General features: G+C 58.2%; 17 protein-coding genes and 1 pseudogene. 8 read left to right on the top strand and 10 right to left on the bottom strand.

Annotated features, from left to right (window positions below):
* The 6 genes from GHO42_RS23730 to GHO42_RS23755 all read right to left on the bottom strand — a co-directional run.
* The coding region (locus tag GHO42_RS23730; RefSeq protein WP_153328779.1) for an alpha/beta fold hydrolase at positions 1–529 on the bottom strand (529 nt) is incomplete at its 3' end.
* 12 nt (positions 530–541) lie between these two features.
* The gene (locus GHO42_RS23735; protein WP_095002695.1) at positions 542–1,342 is read right to left on the bottom strand and encodes an alpha/beta fold hydrolase; all 801 of its coding nucleotides are present in this window, start codon (positions 1,340–1,342) and stop codon (positions 542–544) included.
* 112 nt (positions 1,343–1,454) lie between these two features.
* A complete protein-coding gene (locus GHO42_RS23740) occupies positions 1,455–1,898 on the bottom strand; it encodes a hotdog fold thioesterase (protein WP_095002696.1) in 444 nt (147 codons plus the stop codon).
* Between the two features lie 125 nt (positions 1,899–2,023).
* Positions 2,024–2,473, bottom strand: coding sequence for a phosphohistidine phosphatase SixA (gene sixA / locus GHO42_RS23745; RefSeq protein WP_095002697.1), 450 nt, complete (start codon positions 2,471–2,473; stop codon positions 2,024–2,026).
* Positions 2,470–2,802: a DUF4389 domain-containing protein gene (locus GHO42_RS23750; protein ID WP_095002698.1), complete on the bottom strand. Its 333-nt coding sequence runs from the start codon at positions 2,800–2,802 to the stop codon at positions 2,470–2,472. Before GHO42_RS23750 ends, sixA begins: the two co-directional genes overlap by 4 nt.
* A gap of 18 nt (positions 2,803–2,820) precedes the next feature.
* Entirely contained in the window at positions 2,821–3,846 is a 1,026-nt protein-coding gene (locus GHO42_RS23755; RefSeq protein WP_095002699.1) for an NAD(P)H-dependent glycerol-3-phosphate dehydrogenase, read from the bottom strand.
* A gap of 251 nt (positions 3,847–4,097) precedes the next feature.
* On the opposite strand from GHO42_RS23755, the gene GHO42_RS23760 reads away from it, so the two are divergent.
* From GHO42_RS23760 to GHO42_RS23780, 5 genes are all read left to right on the top strand, one after another.
* Entirely contained in the window at positions 4,098–5,996 is a 1,899-nt protein-coding gene (locus GHO42_RS23760; RefSeq protein WP_095002715.1) for a response regulator, read from the top strand.
* Positions 5,997–6,244: 248 nt separating this feature from the next.
* The gene (gene fabA, locus GHO42_RS23765) at positions 6,245–6,760 is read left to right on the top strand and encodes a 3-hydroxyacyl-[acyl-carrier-protein] dehydratase FabA (protein WP_003210552.1); all 516 of its coding nucleotides are present in this window, start codon (positions 6,245–6,247) and stop codon (positions 6,758–6,760) included.
* Between the two features lie 11 nt (positions 6,761–6,771).
* Entirely contained in the window at positions 6,772–7,992 is a 1,221-nt protein-coding gene (gene fabB, locus GHO42_RS23770) for a beta-ketoacyl-ACP synthase I (RefSeq protein WP_095002700.1), read from the top strand.
* Between the two features lie 127 nt (positions 7,993–8,119).
* Complete coding sequence (locus GHO42_RS23775; RefSeq protein WP_095002701.1) at positions 8,120–8,536, top strand: OsmC family protein; 417 nt, start codon at positions 8,120–8,122, stop codon at positions 8,534–8,536.
* A gap of 63 nt (positions 8,537–8,599) precedes the next feature.
* Positions 8,600–9,460, top strand: coding sequence for a pirin family protein (locus GHO42_RS23780; protein ID WP_095002702.1), 861 nt, complete (start codon positions 8,600–8,602; stop codon positions 9,458–9,460).
* Positions 9,461–9,470: 10 nt separating this feature from the next.
* Here the strand turns inward: GHO42_RS23780 and GHO42_RS23785 are convergent, their stop codons facing one another.
* Positions 9,471–10,790: a Na+/H+ antiporter family protein gene (locus GHO42_RS23785; RefSeq protein ID WP_095002716.1), complete on the bottom strand. Its 1,320-nt coding sequence runs from the start codon at positions 10,788–10,790 to the stop codon at positions 9,471–9,473.
* Positions 10,791–12,253: 1,463 nt separating this feature from the next.
* On the opposite strand from GHO42_RS23785, the pseudogene GHO42_RS26530 reads away from it, so the two are divergent.
* Positions 12,254–12,400, top strand: a pseudogene (locus GHO42_RS26530) (HAMP domain-containing protein); the annotation flags it as partial.
* A 102-nt stretch (positions 12,401–12,502) separates the two neighbouring features.
* Positions 12,503–13,258 (top strand): methyl-accepting chemotaxis protein, encoded by a 756-nt coding sequence (locus GHO42_RS26535; protein WP_370688632.1) that lies wholly within the window; start codon positions 12,503–12,505, stop codon positions 13,256–13,258.
* Positions 13,259–13,277: 19 nt separating this feature from the next.
* Here GHO42_RS26535 and GHO42_RS23795 read toward each other — a convergent pair whose 3' ends face one another.
* Genes GHO42_RS23795 through GHO42_RS23805 form a run of 3 tightly spaced genes read right to left on the bottom strand, consistent with a single transcriptional unit; the run spans position 13,278 to position 15,591 of the window.
* Complete coding sequence (locus GHO42_RS23795) at positions 13,278–14,612, bottom strand: sensor histidine kinase (protein WP_095021292.1); 1,335 nt, start codon at positions 14,610–14,612, stop codon at positions 13,278–13,280.
* Entirely contained in the window at positions 14,609–15,277 is a 669-nt protein-coding gene (locus tag GHO42_RS23800; protein ID WP_095002705.1) for a response regulator transcription factor, read from the bottom strand. The genes GHO42_RS23795 and GHO42_RS23800 overlap by 4 nt, the downstream gene beginning before the upstream one ends.
* Positions 15,277–15,591 (bottom strand): PepSY domain-containing protein, encoded by a 315-nt coding sequence (locus GHO42_RS23805; protein ID WP_095002706.1) that lies wholly within the window; start codon positions 15,589–15,591, stop codon positions 15,277–15,279. The genes GHO42_RS23800 and GHO42_RS23805 overlap by 1 nt, the downstream gene beginning before the upstream one ends.
* Positions 15,592–15,794: 203 nt before the next feature.
* On the opposite strand from GHO42_RS23805, the gene queD reads away from it, so the two are divergent.
* A complete protein-coding gene (gene queD / locus GHO42_RS23810; protein ID WP_019410510.1) occupies positions 15,795–16,151 on the top strand; it encodes a 6-carboxytetrahydropterin synthase QueD in 357 nt (118 codons plus the stop codon).
* Positions 16,152–16,334 lie beyond the last annotated feature (183 nt).

Consider the following 16,334-nt stretch of genomic DNA (forward strand, 5'->3'; position numbering starts at 1 on the left):
CGGCTACCAGGCCTTTCATCCGCGCTTCGACAGCCCGGTCGAGTGTCGGATGCACCGACTTTCGCTTGTGCTCCAGATCGAGCTGCGCCTGCAGAGCCTGGCCCATGCGCTCGGCGGCATCACCCTCGGGGCCGCTGCGCGCGACAATGCCATCAATCAGCCCCATGCGGGTCACGCGCTCCGGGAACGAACCGGCAATGACCACAGACACAATGGCACCCAGTGAGTGCCCAAGCAGAGCAAAGCGCTCCCAGCCCAGTTGCTCGGCCACGCACAGCACATCAAAGGCATAGTCCGCCAGCGCATAGCCGGCGCCACGGGGACGGTGATCGGAATGGCCATGCCCGGCAAAATCCAGGGCCACGATACGCAAGCCCGTCAGCTTTGGCGCCAGCCGGGCAAAGCTGTTGGCGTTGTCCAGCCAACCATGCAGGGCGATAACAGGCAAGCCATCCTCGGGGCCGAATATATGTGCAGCCAGCTCGATATGCGGCAGGCTCAGACGAATTTCTTCAACCACAGGGCTCATGCGAAATGCTCGTTAAAGGCCGGGATGACGGAGTTCCCAGCGGGCAAAAATCTGTTTCAGCAGGCTGGCGGTATCCTGCGGCTGCTCAAGCGGGAACATGTGCCCGCCCGGCACACTCAACGCCTCGCCGTTGGGCATGCGCGCCACCGCCCTGGCATGATGGTTCATGACCACGCGGCTGTCGCGACCACGCACCACGGTCAGCGGCACCTGCAGCTTGAAGGCCTGCCCGGGGCTGGTATGCGGAACGCTGCGATAGATATCGATTTCGGTGGCAGGGTCAAAGCGCAACCGCAAACACTCATCCACAGGTTGCAAGCCGTGCTCCAGATAGGCCTCGAAGCAATCGGGGTCAAAGCTGCGAAACAGTGATTTGCCGGCAAAGTAAGCGCGTGCCGCTTCACGGTCGGCAAACTCTTCACGCCGCCCCAGCGTGCGACCGGCGGGGGTCAGGCGATCAATCAGGCCAAAGCGCTTGGCCGCGCGAATCACCCATTGATCAGTGCGCGTCAACACCGGCGAATCCAGCATGACGACGCCCCGGTAAAGCTGCGGGCAGCGGATTGCGGCATGCAAATGCAACATCCCGCCCAGCGAGTGACCCACGCCCAGTACGGGCCCGGCTTGCTGGCGAAGATGATATATCAGCTCATCGACCAGGTTATGCCAGTTGTTGTCCACCGGGTAACGCGGGTCATGCCCGTGCTGTGACAAATGCGTCACGCAAAAATCCGGCGCCAGGGCATTGAACAACTTCCCGTACGTGGCTGAAGGGAAGCCGTTGGCATGGGCGAAAAAAATCTGCCGAGACATACAAGGCATCCAGATGTAGGAAGAATTCCGTATTGTCTGCAGGAATATTCTTCATATCAATGACCGTATGCGCCATGAGTGACGACACTACGGCCATTGACTGACCGTTTGATCACCGCGCTGGGGGTGTTTCACCCAGGGGCACAACGGCGATGGTCAGGCGCGAGATGCAGTTTATTTTACCGCTGTCGTCGCTCAGGCGGATATCCCACACATGGGTGGTGCGACCGATATGGACCGGGCGTGCGATTGCACTCACCCGGCCGCTGCGCACGCCACGCAAGTGGTTGGCATTGACCTCAAGGCCCACACAATAGAATTTTTGCGTATCGATGCACATGTAGCTGGCCATCGAGCCGAGTGTTTCTGCCAGCACCACCGACGCACCGCCATGCAGCAAGCCGAAGGGCTGGTGGGTACGATGGTCCACTACCATGCTTGCGGTGATGGAGTTGTCGTCAAACGCATCGAACGTGATATCCAGCACATCGCAAATGGTGTTTTTGCGCATTTCATTGAGGCGTGCCAGATCTGGCTGGGTCGTCCACAAGCTCATGTGGTCATTCCTTGGTCAGTGAGTGTTGGTGACGGAGCCACTGGCCCTCGACGCAAGCGTCAAATGCCATTAACCCGCCCCCAACTATCTTGCACTACGACCGTACTGTGCAACCGCTGCAATGCTCAGGGGTGATATGCGCTGAGCAATGTCATGCTGCCCGCCAGCGGCCACTCACCTTCAAGCTCCACCAGGCTGGCCGTGTGCATGGGCTGCGGTTGCCGCATGTGCCCGTGCAGCATCAGGCTGATCAATTCACCTACAAACGGCTGATGACTGACCAACAGCACATTGCCGCTGTCCGGCAGTTTGCCGAGCGCATACTTGGGTTCACTTTCGGGCGTCAGCCAGGGCACGGTGACGGGTGGCGATGAAAAGCCCAGGGCCTGGCAAACCAACGCGGCGGTTTGCTGGGCGCGCACATAAGGACTGACCAGAATGCAGTCCAGCGGCTGGCCAATCAAATGAGCGGCGCTGCCCAGCACCTGCTCACGCCCGTGGGGGGTCAGCTCACGCTCGGCATCACGGCGGGCATGGGGCTCGGCTTCGCCATGACGCAGAATCCAGACTTTCATGGCTTGGTCCCTTCACCATTGGCGCCTGGCGTGTAGGGCGCTTCGCCTTCAGGTGCCCGCGGCACTGGCCAGTCGGCGAACGGCCAGGGTTTTTGTTCGGTGTGAAAACTGCCGAAACGACCGATCTGCGCCAGGTAAAGGCTCAGGCTGTCACCAAAGTTCATCAAGCCGCCATTGGGCGCACCGTAGACCACACGGTAAATCAACTGCACCAGCACCAGCCCGCCAAGAACCAGTTGTGCCACCTGCCAGACCAGCAGGAAAACCAGCATCCACAGCACGCGCAAAACAAGCGACTCGTACTTGGGTGCGTTTTTAGTGTCGTTCATGTGCTGCTCCTGTGGTGCTCAGTTAAAACCGCTGGTGGAGATAAAGTCGACATCGGTCTTGGGCTCGCCACGCATCAATTGCCCGATCACCTGCTCCAGGGTGTAGCCCTCGAACAGGATTGCGTGCAACCCGGCAACCAATGGCATGTAAACGTTCAGTTCCTGCGCCTTGGCCTTGAGTACCTTGAGGGTATTCACGCCTTCGGCCACTTCACCCAGGCGGGTAACGGCATCTTCAAGGCTCAGCCCCTGCCCCAGGGCAAAGCCGACCTGATAGTTGCGGCTTTTAGGCGATGAGCAGGTAACGATCAAGTCGCCTACTCCTGCCAGCCCGAGAAAGGTCATGGGGTTGGCACCCTGGCTGACGGCGAAGCGAGTCATTTCTGCCAAGGCACGGGTAATCAGCATGCTTTTGGTGTTCTCGCCCATACCCAGCGCCACGGCCATGCCGGCGATGATCGCGTAAACGTTTTTCAGGGCCCCGCCCAGCTCCACGCCAAAGCGGTCGGCACTGGCGTAGACACGGAACGTGCGGCCATGCAGTGCAGCCTGCACGCGGGTGCAGAGTTCTTCGTCGGCACTGGCGACCACGGTGGCAGTCAGCGCATGTTCGGCCACCTCGCGGGCGAGGTTGGGCCCGGACAGCACACCGATGCGTGCCTGCGGGGCGATTTCTTCAAGGATCTCGCTCATCAGCTTGAAGCTGTGAGCTTCAATCCCCTTGGTCAGGCTGACCAGCATCTTGCCGCTCAGGCGCCCGGCATGCTCCGCCAGCACACTGCGCAAGGCGCTGGACGGCAAAGCCACGAAGCACAACTGACAGGCATCGAGTGTGGCCTGCAAGTCAGTGACCGGCTCGACCCCGGGATGAATCTTGATCCCTTTAAGGTAACGAGGGTTTTCACGGTTGAGGCGAATGGCCTCGGCTTGCTCGGGGTCGCGCATCCACTGATGCACTCGATGACCGTTTTCTGCCAGCAAGTTGGCCACGGCGGTGCCAAAGCTTCCGCCTCCCAAGACCGCAATAGCGTGCTGTTCAGTCATATGCAATCCCGTTATCCATCTAGCAGTGGCAATGACGGCATTATACGGAGCACATCCCCCGCGACCAGCCCCACAGCATATAGATGGCCATGACTGAAAAAGAACAGGACCTCGGTTACCATGCGGTTCCGGTACTCACACCCAGAGGCAGCATTGCTGCACTTCAAAATGAACACGCGCAGGTCAAGGATGACAATGGACAGTGGAAATGGACTGACGCACTGGCGACTGACCGACGGAGCCGCGTTCCCATGATGACTCGCAGCCGGTGGGACATCCACACCCGCACGCAGATGATGAGTCTGGGCCCGGCCCTGCTATTGACGCTGTTGCTGATCAGCTTTTTTACCTTCGTACGAATCCAGGATTTGCGCCAGGAACTCAAGCACACCGGCCAATTGATCGCCAACCAGCTGGCACCCGCCACCGAGTACGGGATCATGTCGGGGAACAACGATGTGCTGGAAACCCTGATCAACGCCTCGCTGAACATTCCCCATGTTCAATTCGTGCAGGTACAGAACCGGGCCAACGACATACTGGCCCACGCCGAGCATCCCGCGCCCAATGCTGACAAGAGCTCGCAGGTTGAAGTGTTTCAGGCGCCGGTCAGAGTGCAGAAGAGCCCCTCCGGCGGTTATTTACTGCTCGGCAATCGACAGGCTGCGGACCTGACAGAAGATTATCTGGGCCGGGTACTGGTCGGCATGTCCGGCGAAGCGTTCAGCACGCGCCAGCAGGAAATCCTGCTCAAGGCCGTGATTCTTGCCTTGTTTGCCCTGGGCTTCACTTATCTGCTGGCCAAGCGCCTGGCGTCCAACCTGTCCAGGCCCATCAGTGACATGAGCAAGGCGGTCAAGGCCATCCAGTACGGCGACTATAAAACCCCCTTGCCCGTGGTCGACGACGGCGAGCTGGGCACATTGGCCCAACACATCAACAACCTGGCCACAGGCCTTGAGCAAGCCAGCCGCGAGCAACAATCTGCCATTGCGCAATTGATCCAGACACGTGAAGAAGCCGAGCGTGCCAACCGTGCGAAAACCGACTTCCTGGCCATGATGAGTCACGAACTGCGCACCCCCATGAACGGCGTGCTGGGCATGCTGCAACTGCTGGAAACCACGCAGATGACCGAAGAGCAGGCCGAATATGCCGCCCTGGCATCGGAATCCACCGAACACTTGCTCAAGGTCATCAACGACATCCTCGATTTCTCCCGAATCGAACGCTCAGCACTGGAGCTGGAGCGTATCCCCTTCAACCTCGCCGAAATGGTCAGCAACTGCGCCCAGGCATTCCAGCACAACGCCGTGCAACGTGGCCTGCACTTGCAACTGAACATTCCTGAAGGGCTGCAGGACTTGCCTGTACTGGGCGATCCGACCCGGATCCGGCAAATCCTGGTCAACCTGATCGGTAATGCCCTGAAGTTCACTGAACGGGGTCAGGTGATTATCGAACCGCTCTGGCAACAACTGGATCACGAACTGATCTGGTTTACCTGCGCCGTACGTGACAGCGGTATCGGGATCAACAGCGAAAAACTGGACGCCATGTTCACCGCCTTCCAGCAGGCCGACAGCTCTATTTCCCGACGTTATGGCGGCACCGGGCTGGGCCTGCCCATCGCCCGCACGCTGGCGGAGCGAATGGGCGGCACGCTGCACGCCATGAGCGAAGAGGCCCAAGGCTCGGTGTTCACTCTCGAAATCCCGCTGCAACTGCATCAACCCGTCACGCTCAGCCAGAGACCGTTGCTGGAGCCTGGGGCCATCTGTGCACCCGGGCGCAAAGTGCTGCTGGTGGAAGACAACCAGGTTAACCAGACCGTCATTGAGGCCATGCTAAGCAGCCTGGGGTATGAAGTGACTATGGTCAGTGACGGTGCACAGGCCATTCACTTTGCCAACAGCGAGCGCTTCGCCGCGATCTTGATGGACTGCCGGCTGCCGATCATCAACGGCTATGAAGCCACCCGGCAAATCCGCCAGTTGCCCGGTTGCCGGGCCCTGCCCATCATCGCCCTGACCGCCAATGCCCTGCAGGGCGACCGGGAGACCTGCCTGCAGGCCGGAATGAACGATTACCTGGCAAAGCCGTTCAAACGCGCTGACCTGGAACAAATTCTGCAGCGCTGGGTCCAGTAACTTATGGCTAAAAGGCCACCTGCGACTGGCGTAAAAGACAAAAGTGCGGCAGTCTTAGGCACCCGAATGGGCCACTGAACCGGCCCGATTTAAATTTTCAGTGCACAAGTGTACATTCTTGTCCTTTGCGCTGTGACTTTCACTACAACGCAATAGTCTATGTGTAGGCTGGCGAACTGAAACACCTGTGTTTCAGTTGGTCGGGAAGATTTGCCCCACCCGCCGCATGGGATGATTGAGGAGCTCGCATGACCAAACAAAACGCCTTTACTCGGGAAGATCTGCTGCGCTGTAGCCGCGGCGAACTGTTCGGCCCGGGTAACGCGCAACTGCCCGCCCCTAACATGCTGATGGTAGATCGCATCACCCATATCAGCGAAGAGGGTGGCAAGTACGGCAAAGGTGAATTGGTCGCCGAGCTGGATATCACCCCGGACCTGTGGTTCTTCGCCTGCCATTTCGAAGGCGATCCGGTGATGCCGGGCTGCCTGGGCCTTGATGCCATGTGGCAGCTGGTCGGCTTCTACCTGGGCTGGCAGGGCCTGCCGGGCCGCGGTCGTGCCCTGGGTTCGGGCGAAGTGAAGTTCTTTGGCCAGGTCTTGCCGACCGCCAAGAAAGTCACCTACAACATTCAAATCAAGCGCGTCCTCAAGGGCAAGCTGAACCTGGCCATTGCCGATGGTTCGGTAACTGTCGACGGTCGCGAGATTTATACTGCCGAAGGCCTTCGGGTCGGCGTATTTACTTCCACTGACAACTTTTAAGGGTTATCCGCATGCGCCGCGTCGTTATCACTGGTCTGGGCATCGTTTCGTGCCTGGGCAATGACAAAGAGACCGTCTCCGCTAACCTGCGTGCAAGTCGCCCTGGCATCCGATTCAACCCGGAATATGCCGAAATGGGTCTGCGTAGCCAGGTTTCCGGCTCCATTGACCTGCCTCTCGAAGAGCTGATCGATCGCAAGATCTATCGCTTCGTCGGCCACGCAGCGGCTTACGCCTACCTGGCCATGAAAGACGCCATCACTGATTCGGGCCTGACCGAGGAGCAAGTCTCCAACCCGCGTACCGGCCTGATCGCCGGCTCCGGCGGCGCGTCGACCCTGAATCAGATGGAAGCACTCGATATCCTGCGTGAAAAAGGCGTCAAGCGTGTTGGCCCGTACCGCGTTACGCGGACCATGGGCAGCACCGTTTCCGCCTGCCTGGCCACCCCCTTCAAAATCAAGGGCGTGAACTACTCGATCTCCTCTGCCTGCGCCACCAGCGCCCATTGCATCGGCACTGCAGTCGAGCAGATCCAGCTGGGCAAGCAGGACATCGTATTTGCCGGCGGCGGCGAAGAAGAACATTGGAGCCAGTCGTTCCTGTTCGACGCCATGGGCGCCCTGTCCACCCAGTACAACGACACGCCTGAAAAAGCGTCCCGTGCCTACGACAAAAACCGCGACGGCTTCGTCATCGCCGGTGGCGGCGGCATGGTTGTTGTTGAAGAACTGGAACACGCCCTGGCCCGTGGCGCCAAGATCTACGCTGAAATCGTCGGCTACGGCGCAACATCCGACGGCTACGACATGGTTGCCCCAAGCGGTGAAGGCGCCATCCGCTGCATGCAGATGGCAATGGCCACCGTTGACGGCCCGATCGACTACCTCAACACCCACGGCACCTCTACTCCGGTAGGCGACGCCAAGGAAATGGAAGGTGTGCGCGCGGTATTCGGCGACAAGGCCCCGGCCATCAGCTCGACCAAAAGCCTGTCGGGTCACTCCCTGGGCGCCGCAGGCGTTCATGAAGCGATCTACTGCCTGCTGATGATGGAAGGCAATTTCATCGCTGGCTCGGCCAACATCGAAGAGATCGATCCTGTCGTTGCCGACATGCCGATCCTGACCAAGACCCGCGAGAACGTCACGCTCAACAACGTGATGAGCAACAGCTTCGGCTTCGGTGGCACCAACGCCACTCTGGTCCTCAAGCGCTGGGCTGGCAAATAAGCCACCCGCTCGCGATGTAAAAAATGCCCCGACTGGTTCGGGGCATTTTTTTGTCCGAGGGAACGTACAGCCGCCAGCATGCTCTATAAAGATCAGGACGTTTAATCACTCCACGCTGAGGTTTGCCATGACTGTTACCGTTAATACCGTGTCACACGAAGGTTTTCGTCACAGCATCAAGATCGACGATTACGAAGTGTTCACCGATCTGCCCAAAACAATGGGCGGCGAAGGCAGCGCCCCTACCCCCCATGATTATTTCGATGCCGCCCTTGGCGCCTGCAAAGCGCTGACGCTCAAGCTATACGCACAGAGAAAAGAGATCCCGCTCACCGGAGTCACGGTTGAAGTCAAACACGACGCCAGCGAAGAACTTAAGGGCAAATATGCCCTGCACGTCAAACTGACCCTCAAGGGCGTACTGACCGACGCTCAGCGCGAGGAACTGCACAATGTGGCCGACAAGTGCCCGGTGCATAAACTGATGACCACCGCCGAGGTCACCATCGAAACCCACCTGTCTGAAGGCGCTTTCAGCCAGTAACGGCCTGCCGCCCGGATAAGCGCTGGGTTATGCTCAGCGCTTATCCATTGCCGGGCCAGCACCATGCGCGCACTCACAGTGATCCGACCTCGGGCCGAGGACGTAGAAGGCCAACCGATTTTGCGCCCCCTGCCCTCGGCAAAATGCCGCAGCGTCGGGCCATTCGTATTTTTCGACCACATGCTGCTAACCCATTACCCTGCCGGTAGCGGCATGAATATCCGACAGCACCCGCATATTGGTCTGTCTACGCTGACTTATCTGTTTGAAGGCCAGATTCAGCACAAGGACAGCCTGGGATCTGACCAACTGGTGGGTCCCGGCGATGTCAGCTGGATGACCGCCGGTGCAGCCATTGCCCATATCGAACGCACGCCGGTATCATTGCTAGAGCAGGGTTCACATTTGCACGGCCTGCAGGTGTGGCTGGCATCACCCAAAACCCACGAGCAAGGTGCAAGCCACTACAGTCATCACCCCGCCGACAGCCTGCCCGTAAGCGACAACCTCGGGGTACGGATTCGCCTGATAGCCGGAACAGGCTTTTGCCTGACTTCACCGGTACCGGTGCTCTCGCCTACCCTTTACGCAGACGTGCATATGCAAACGGCCACCACCTTGCTGATCCCGGCCGACTACCCGGAACGCGCGCTTTATATGCTTGAAGGTGACGTGCAACTGGATGGCCAGGCACTGGAGCCCCACAGCCTTGTGCTGCTGGAAGCAGGCGAAGAGATGACCCTGAGTGCCGACAGCGACTGCCACCTGGTGCTGATCGGCGGCGCACCGCTGGATGGCCCGCGGCGCATGAACTGGAACTTCGTCGCCAGCGACCCGGCCCTTATCGAAAAGGCCAGAGCGCGCTGGGCGGCAGGCGACTGGCCGACCGTTCCCGGAGAAATCGGCCGGATCGAACTGCCGTAAAACCCGTGCCTTATAAGACCATTGCCGCAACCCAGCCAAAGGCCAGCAGTGGCAAGTTGTAATGCAGGAAGGTGGGCACCACGGTGTCCCAGATGTGGTGATGCTGACCGTCAATATTCAGACCGGAAGTCGGGCCCAGGGTGGAGTCCGACGCTGGCGAACCGGCATCGCCCAGAGCGCCCGCCGTACCGACGATACACACGATGGCCATGGGGCTGAAACCCAGTTGCACACACAGCGGCACAAAAATGGCCGCCAGGATAGGCACCGTTGAAAAGGACGAGCCGATGCCCATGGTCACCAGCAAACCCACCAGCAACATCAGCAGTGCACCTACCCCCTTGCTGTGGTTGATCCAGCCGGCAGACGCTTCAACCAGCGACTTGACCTCCCCCGTGGCTTTGAGCACTTCGGCGAAACCCGAAGCGGCGATCATGATGAAACCAATCATGGCCATCATTTTCATGCCTTCGGTAAACAGATCGTCGGTCTCACGCCAGCGCACGATCCCCGAGGCCGAGAAAATCAGAAAGCCTGCCAGCGCACCAATGATCATGGAGCCCAGCCACAGCTGAATGATAAACGCCGCTGCAATGGCCACCCCAGCCACCAGCAATGTGCGCGGGTTATAACTAATGGCCACCTGCTCGACCTGCTCGATCTTGCCCAGATCATAATCGCGCTTTTTGCGGTAGCTGATAAATACCGCCACCAGCAAGCCGAATAACATGCCCAAAGCCGGGATTGCCATGGCGTGGGTCACGTTGACAGCGCTGATATCCACGCCACTTTTGCTGACGTTGGCGAGCAGTATCTGGTTAAGGAAGATGTTGCCAAAGCCCACCGGCAAGAACATGTAGGGCGTGATCAAACCAAAGGTCATGACACAGGCGATCAGGCGCCGATCGATTTTCAGTTTGGTCAGCACATACAACAGCGGCGGAACCAAGAGCGGGATAAAGGCGATATGAATAGGAAGAATATTCTGCGATGAAATAGCCACCACCAGCAGCAAGCCGATCAATAGCCATTTGACCCGATTGCCACCCACGGCTTGCTGCTTGTTGACCATGCGCAGTGCTTTATCGGCCATGGCATGGGCCAGGCCAGACTTGGCAATGGCTACTGCGAAAGCGCCCAGCATCGCATAGGACAAAGCGACCTGAGCACCGCCACCCAAGCCGCCATTAAACGCATTTAGCGTAGCCTCGATACCCAGCCCGCCGACCAGGCCGCCCACAAGGGCACCCACAATCAGTGCGATAACCACATGCACACGGGACAGACTGAGCACCAGCATGATGCCGACCGCGGCAATTACTGCATTCATCATTACAACCTCATAGCGCGCACCACGATAAAAACACCGTGAAGCGGAAAATTTCGGGCAAAAGAAGACTGTTCCAATCGCCGGATCTGGAAGTGTGGGTGTATTTGGGGGCGCACACTTTGCAGCACCATCAGCGTCATGTCAAAGCGCATGCCGATAGCGGCCCCACAATCGTCCACAATCGGCCTTAACCCTAGTATTTGCAGGGCCAAATCGTACTTTTAAAGGGAGGGTCACATACTAAAAAAACGGGGTTTGGCATAAAGAAATACCACCTGCGGCCGCTAACAGACAAAGCCTCTTTTAGTCAGGATGTCTCCATGTCGCTCAGACAGCTTTCCATCCAATGGAAAATCACCCTTCTCGCCGGGCTCAGCCTGCTGGGTGTTGTTACCCTGCTGGTGGGGCTTTCGCTCTATCGCATGGACCACACTGCCGATCTGGTGGAGGCATCCAGCTCGCAGATGCTCAATGAGGCGGCACAGGCCCGCATTGAAGCGCAGGGTGAAGCCCAGGCACTGGCAATCAGCCGCCAGTTTATGGACGCCTACCAGTACGGCAACGGCTTCGCCCGCCAAGTCCTGTTTTTGCGTGAGCAATCGGAAAAACGCTTTCTGGATGCCTTCGACCTGCGTGAAGACCTGACCCGTCAGGTCAAAGCCGCCCTGCAGGCCAACCCGGACTTGCTGGGGCTCTCGCTGGTTTTCGAAGCCAACGCACTGGATGGCAAGGATCAGCTGTTCGATCATCAAAAAGAACTGGGCAGTAACGACAAGGGCCGCTTTGCCCTGTACTGGTCGCAACCGACGCCGGGCAAGCTGACCTCGATGGCACTGCCCGAATCAGACATGGCCGATACCAGCACCGGGCCCAGTGGCCAGGCCAACAACGCATGGTTTACCTGCCCGCGCACCACACGCAAACCGTGCATCATCGAGCCTTACTTTTATACAATCGACGGGCAAAGCGTACTGCTGACCAGTATCGTTTTCCCATTGATCGTGGACGGTAAAGTCATCGCTTCGCTGTCGGTGGATATCAACCTCAACAGCTTGCAAGCCCTCAGCCTGCAAGCCAGCCAGCGACTGTACGACGGGGAAACCCGGGTGGGCATCATCAGTTCGGCAGGCATCCTGGCCGGTTTCAGTGCTGATGCCAGCAAACTTGCCCAACGCCTCGATCAGGTCGACAGCAACGATGGCACGGCCCTGATCCGAATGATGGCCAGCGGTGATCAGGTACAAAGCATTCGCAGCCAGCAACGCCTGAAGGTGCTCACGCCCTTCCTGCCGATTCCGGGCAGCAAGCCGTGGGGCGTGTTGCTCGACGTACCCGAGAAAGTTCTGATCGGCCCGGCCCAGGCGTTGCAGGCCGAACTGGACGAGCGTAATAAAGCCGGAGCATTGATCGAGCTGGCCTGGGGCTCACTGGCGGCCATTATCGGGCTCTTGCTGGTGTGGCTGATGGCCCGTAGCGTGACCCGGCCAATCCTCGGCGTGGCCCATATGCTGGAAGATATTGCCAGCGGTGAGGGAGACCTGACCCGTCGCCTGGCCTACGATAAAAAAGATGAATTGGGGCAACTGGCCAGCTGGTTCAACCGCTTTCTCGACAAACTGCAACCGACCATCGCCGAGGTCAAACGCTCGGTGCAGGATGCCCGCAGTACGGCCGATCAGTCAGCGGCGATTGCCACCCAGACCAGCGCAGGCATGGAGCAGCAATACCGTCAGGTCGATCAGGCAGCCACTGCTTCCCATGAGATGAGCGCTACCGCACAGGATGTGGCACGCAGCGCAGCGCAAGCGGCCCAGGCCGCCCGTGATGCCGACCAGGCCACACGACAGGGCTTGACCATCATCGATCGCACCACCGCCAGTATCGATCATCTGGCCGCCGACATGAGCGTAGCCATGACCCAGGTTGAAGGGCTGGCTGCCGATAGCGAGAAAATCGGATCGGTACTGGAAGTTATTCGTGCAATTGCCGAACAGACCAACCTCCTCGCCTTGAACGCAGCGATCGAAGCGGCACGAGCAGGCGAAGCCGGACGCGGGTTTGCCGTGGTGGCCGACGAGGTACGCAACCTGGCACGCCGGACCCAGGAATCGGTTGAAGAAACCCGCCAGGTCATCGAACAACTGCAAGCCGGCACCCAGGAAGTGGTGAGCTCCATGAGCAACAGCCATCGCCAGGCCCAGGGCAGTGTCGAGCAGGTGGGCCAAGCCGTGACCGCCCTGCAACAGATCGGCGATGCCGTGACCGTGATTACCGACATGAACTTGCAGATTGCCAGTGCGGCAGAAGAACAAAGTGCCGTGGCGGAAGAGATCAACAACAACGTTGCTACCATTCGCGATGTTACCGAGTCATTGTCTGAGCAAGCCAATGAATCTGCACGGGTCAGCCAGTCGCTTAACTCACTGGCCAACCAGCAGCAAAAACTGATGGATCAGTTCCGCGTCTGACCCTTTGGCGATGACGGCTTTAAGCCGTCGTCGCCTTTTGCTTACGCGCCGGTAGCTTGATGCTCACCAGCAACCCGCCTATCTCAGCCGTTCCAAGCTGCAGTTTGCCACCCCACGCTTCAACAATATCCCGCACGATGCCAAGCCCCAAGCCGTGACCACTGGCTTGCTCGTCAAGGCGCATACCACGACTGAACACCTGATCACGCTCAGTCTCGGGAATGCCCGGGCCATCGTCCTGTACTTCAATGACAAACCCGTCGCCAGTTTGGCTGATGCTCAGTTCGACTTGGGAGTCCGCCCATTTGCAGGCGTTATCCAGAAGATTGCCGAGCAATTCGAGCATGTCTTCCCGATCCCAGGGCAACAGCAACCCCGGCGCAACGTTGTGCGTCAGTTGCAGATGCTCGCCGTGGATCATCCCGAGGGTCGACAGCAGCCCCGGCAACTCTGCATCCGCATCGAATTGCGCACCCGGCAAGGCATCGCCCGCAAGACGCGCACGGTTAAGCTCACGGCTCATGCGCTGCTGTATCTGCTCCAACTGTTCACACAATGTATTTTGTATCTGCGGATAAGCCGCAAGCCGCGGATCGTTGGCCAGGCTGATCAACACCGCCAACGGAGTTTTGAGTGCATGCCCCAGGTTGCCCAGCGCATTGCGCGAGCGTTTGAGGGTGTCTTCGGTATGAGCCAGCAAATGGTTAATCTGCGTGACCAGTGGCTCAAGCTCAAGGGGCACCCGGGCATCCAGCTGAGAGCGCTGCCCCGACTGAAGCTGAGAAATTTGCTGGCGTGCTGTTTCCAACGGCCGCAGGGCACGGCGAACCGTGACGCGCTGCAGCAGCAAAATCACAATAAGGGCCAAGACCCCCATACCAAGACCGATCCGTTGAACTTGACGCAAGCTATCGCGTATCGGCGTGTAGTCCTGAGCCACCGTGATCGATACCGCCTGGCCAAGGCGCTGATAGTCGCTGCGCAAGACCAGTAACATCTGCCCTTCCGGGCCAGGCTGTAGTTCACGACTCAGGCCCGGTCGGTCGGGGCGCGGCAATTGAGCATCCCACAGCGAGCGTGAACGCCAGTGAGTCTCCCCGAATTCAATACTGAAATAGTGCCCGGAAAATGGCCGCTGATACGCCGGCGACAAACGCCGCTCATCCAGTTGCAAGCCCTGGGGGCCACGACTCAAGGCAATCAGCAAGTTCTCGCTGTCGTTTTGCAGGCCTGACTCCAGATAACGCTGAAGGCCATTTTCAAACAACCACAGACTGACCTGGCCTACTACCAGACCGGCAATCAAGAGCACACTGATCAAACCCAGGCTCAAGCGCCTTTGCATGGACTTCACTGACTGGCCGTACCGAACATATAACCCTGACCACGACGGGTTTCGATGACTGTGCGCCCAAGCTTACGACGCAGATGGTTCACATGAACCTCAAGCACATTGGAATCACGCTCGGTCTCACCGTCATAGAGATGCTCGGCCAGATGGCTTTTCGAGAGGATCTGTTGCGGGTGCAACATGAAATAGCGCAAAAGCCGAAACTCGGCGGCAGTCAACTGCACCTCGGTGCCGTCATGGATAACACATTGACGGGCTTCATCCAGTTGCAGCCCGGCAGAACTCAATAAAGGCTGATTCGGTTGCCCGTGGGAGCGGCGCAACAACGCTTGTACCCGTAACTGCAGTTCTTCAGGATGAAAGGGCTTGGTCACGTAATCATCAGCACCGGCCTTTAGCCCGTCGATGCGCTCGGACCATGAACTCCGGGCAGTCAGAATAAGCACAGGTGTGGCCAGGCCTTTGGCACGCCACTGCTTGAGAACATCGATACCGGACATCCCGGGCAAGCCCAGATCAAGGATAATCAGGTCATAGGGTTCGCTCTGCCCCTGATAAAGAGCATCACGGCCATCAGCCAACCAATCAACGGCATAGCCCAAACGGGCCAAACCGGCCATCAGTTCATCAGCCAAGGGGACGTGATCTTCAACCAGCAGCAACCGCATTAATCATCTACCTCGTCTTTGAGCAATTGACCATTACTGGCGTTCAGCTTGATCTCGCGCACTACGCCACTGGTGGTAAGCAGCTCAACCTCGTAAACATAAATATCGTCATCCTCCTCCAGCTCTACCTCCAGCAACTTTGCGCCCGGGTGCCGCTCCAGAGCTTTTTGCAGCAGTTGCTCCAGGGGCTGAATAAGCCCTTGCTCACGCAAACGCAATGCCTCGTCTTGCCCCAGGTCACGTGCAATGGCCAAGGAGCAGAAAGCACAGAGCACAAGTACGACAAGTCCGCCAACTCGCAGGTTCACTGTCATCACTGACCTCCAGGGCCTCCCTTAGCGTCATTCTTACGATATTAAAAGGTCGAAGCATAACGCCACGAGCTTAATTGAAACTGAATCGGCCGCCCTGATACCGCATGGCTGGAGGTATGCACCTGCTGCGGGCGTTAACTGTTAAACTGCTGCCCTGTATTTATCGCTCAGGCGATAGTCACCTCTTCAGAGCTATAACTATTGTGGAAATTTTCAAAGAGTTTACCTTCGAATCTGCGCACCGCCTGCCTTACGTTCCTGAAGGCCATAAATGCGGGCGGTTGCACGGTCACTCCTTCAAGGTTGCTATCCATCTAAGCGGCGACATTGACCCGGCAACTGGCTGGATCCGTGATTTTTCTGAAATCAAAGCGATTTTCAAACCGCTTTATGAGCTGCTAGATCACAACTACCTCAACGACATCCCTGGCCTGGAAAACCCGACCAGCGAAGTTCTGGCCAAGTGGATCTGGCAACAGCTCAAACCCTTGCTGCCAGAGCTGTCGGCAATACGCATTCATGAAACCTGCACCAGTGGCTGTATTTACTACGGCGACTGAGTCACAGGCTCGAAAAAACCACCTTGCGAGGTGGTTTTTTTTGCTCTGAAAAACGCATGGGGCAGCGAAAAAGTGAGCACAGGTTGCGCCGAAACTTTTCTCGGCGCAAAAACAAACCCCCTGTCTGCGTGAGCAGACAGGGGGTTTGGAATTTAATCTTGACGATGACCTACTCTCACATGG

Source organism: Pseudomonas sp. FSL R10-0056, from assembly GCF_009600105.1.
Classification (GTDB): Bacteria; Pseudomonadota; Gammaproteobacteria; order Pseudomonadales; family Pseudomonadaceae; genus Aquipseudomonas; species Aquipseudomonas bubulae.

Bases quoted from the DNA above. Each gene is read 5' to 3' on its own strand.
- fabB (WP_095002700.1), top strand. From the start codon at position 6,772: ATGCGCCGCGTCGTTATCACTGGTCTGGGCATCGTTTCGTGCCTGGGC.
- GHO42_RS23735 (WP_095002695.1), bottom strand. From the start codon at position 1,342: ATGTCTCGGCAGATTTTTTTCGCCCATGCCAACGGCTTCCCTTCAGCC.
- fabA (WP_003210552.1), top strand. From the start codon at position 6,245: ATGACCAAACAAAACGCCTTTACTCGGGAAGATCTGCTGCGCTGTAGC.
- GHO42_RS23800 (WP_095002705.1), bottom strand. From the start codon at position 15,277: ATGCGGTTGCTGCTGGTTGAAGATCACGTCCCCTTGGCTGATGAACTG.
- GHO42_RS23775 (WP_095002701.1), top strand. From the start codon at position 8,120: ATGACTGTTACCGTTAATACCGTGTCACACGAAGGTTTTCGTCACAGC.
- GHO42_RS23740 (WP_095002696.1), bottom strand. From the start codon at position 1,898: ATGAGCTTGTGGACGACCCAGCCAGATCTGGCACGCCTCAATGAAATG.
- GHO42_RS23805 (WP_095002706.1), bottom strand. From the start codon at position 15,591: ATGACAGTGAACCTGCGAGTTGGCGGACTTGTCGTACTTGTGCTCTGT.
- GHO42_RS23785 (WP_095002716.1), bottom strand. From the start codon at position 10,790: ATGAATGCAGTAATTGCCGCGGTCGGCATCATGCTGGTGCTCAGTCTG.
- GHO42_RS23760 (WP_095002715.1), top strand. From the start codon at position 4,098: ATGATGACTCGCAGCCGGTGGGACATCCACACCCGCACGCAGATGATG.
- GHO42_RS23750 (WP_095002698.1), bottom strand. From the start codon at position 2,802: ATGAACGACACTAAAAACGCACCCAAGTACGAGTCGCTTGTTTTGCGC.
- GHO42_RS23780 (WP_095002702.1), top strand. From the start codon at position 8,600: ATGCGCGCACTCACAGTGATCCGACCTCGGGCCGAGGACGTAGAAGGC.
- GHO42_RS26535 (WP_370688632.1), top strand. From the start codon at position 12,503: ATGGAGCAGCAATACCGTCAGGTCGATCAGGCAGCCACTGCTTCCCAT.
- sixA (WP_095002697.1), bottom strand. From the start codon at position 2,473: ATGAAAGTCTGGATTCTGCGTCATGGCGAAGCCGAGCCCCATGCCCGC.
- GHO42_RS23755 (WP_095002699.1), bottom strand. From the start codon at position 3,846: ATGACTGAACAGCACGCTATTGCGGTCTTGGGAGGCGGAAGCTTTGGC.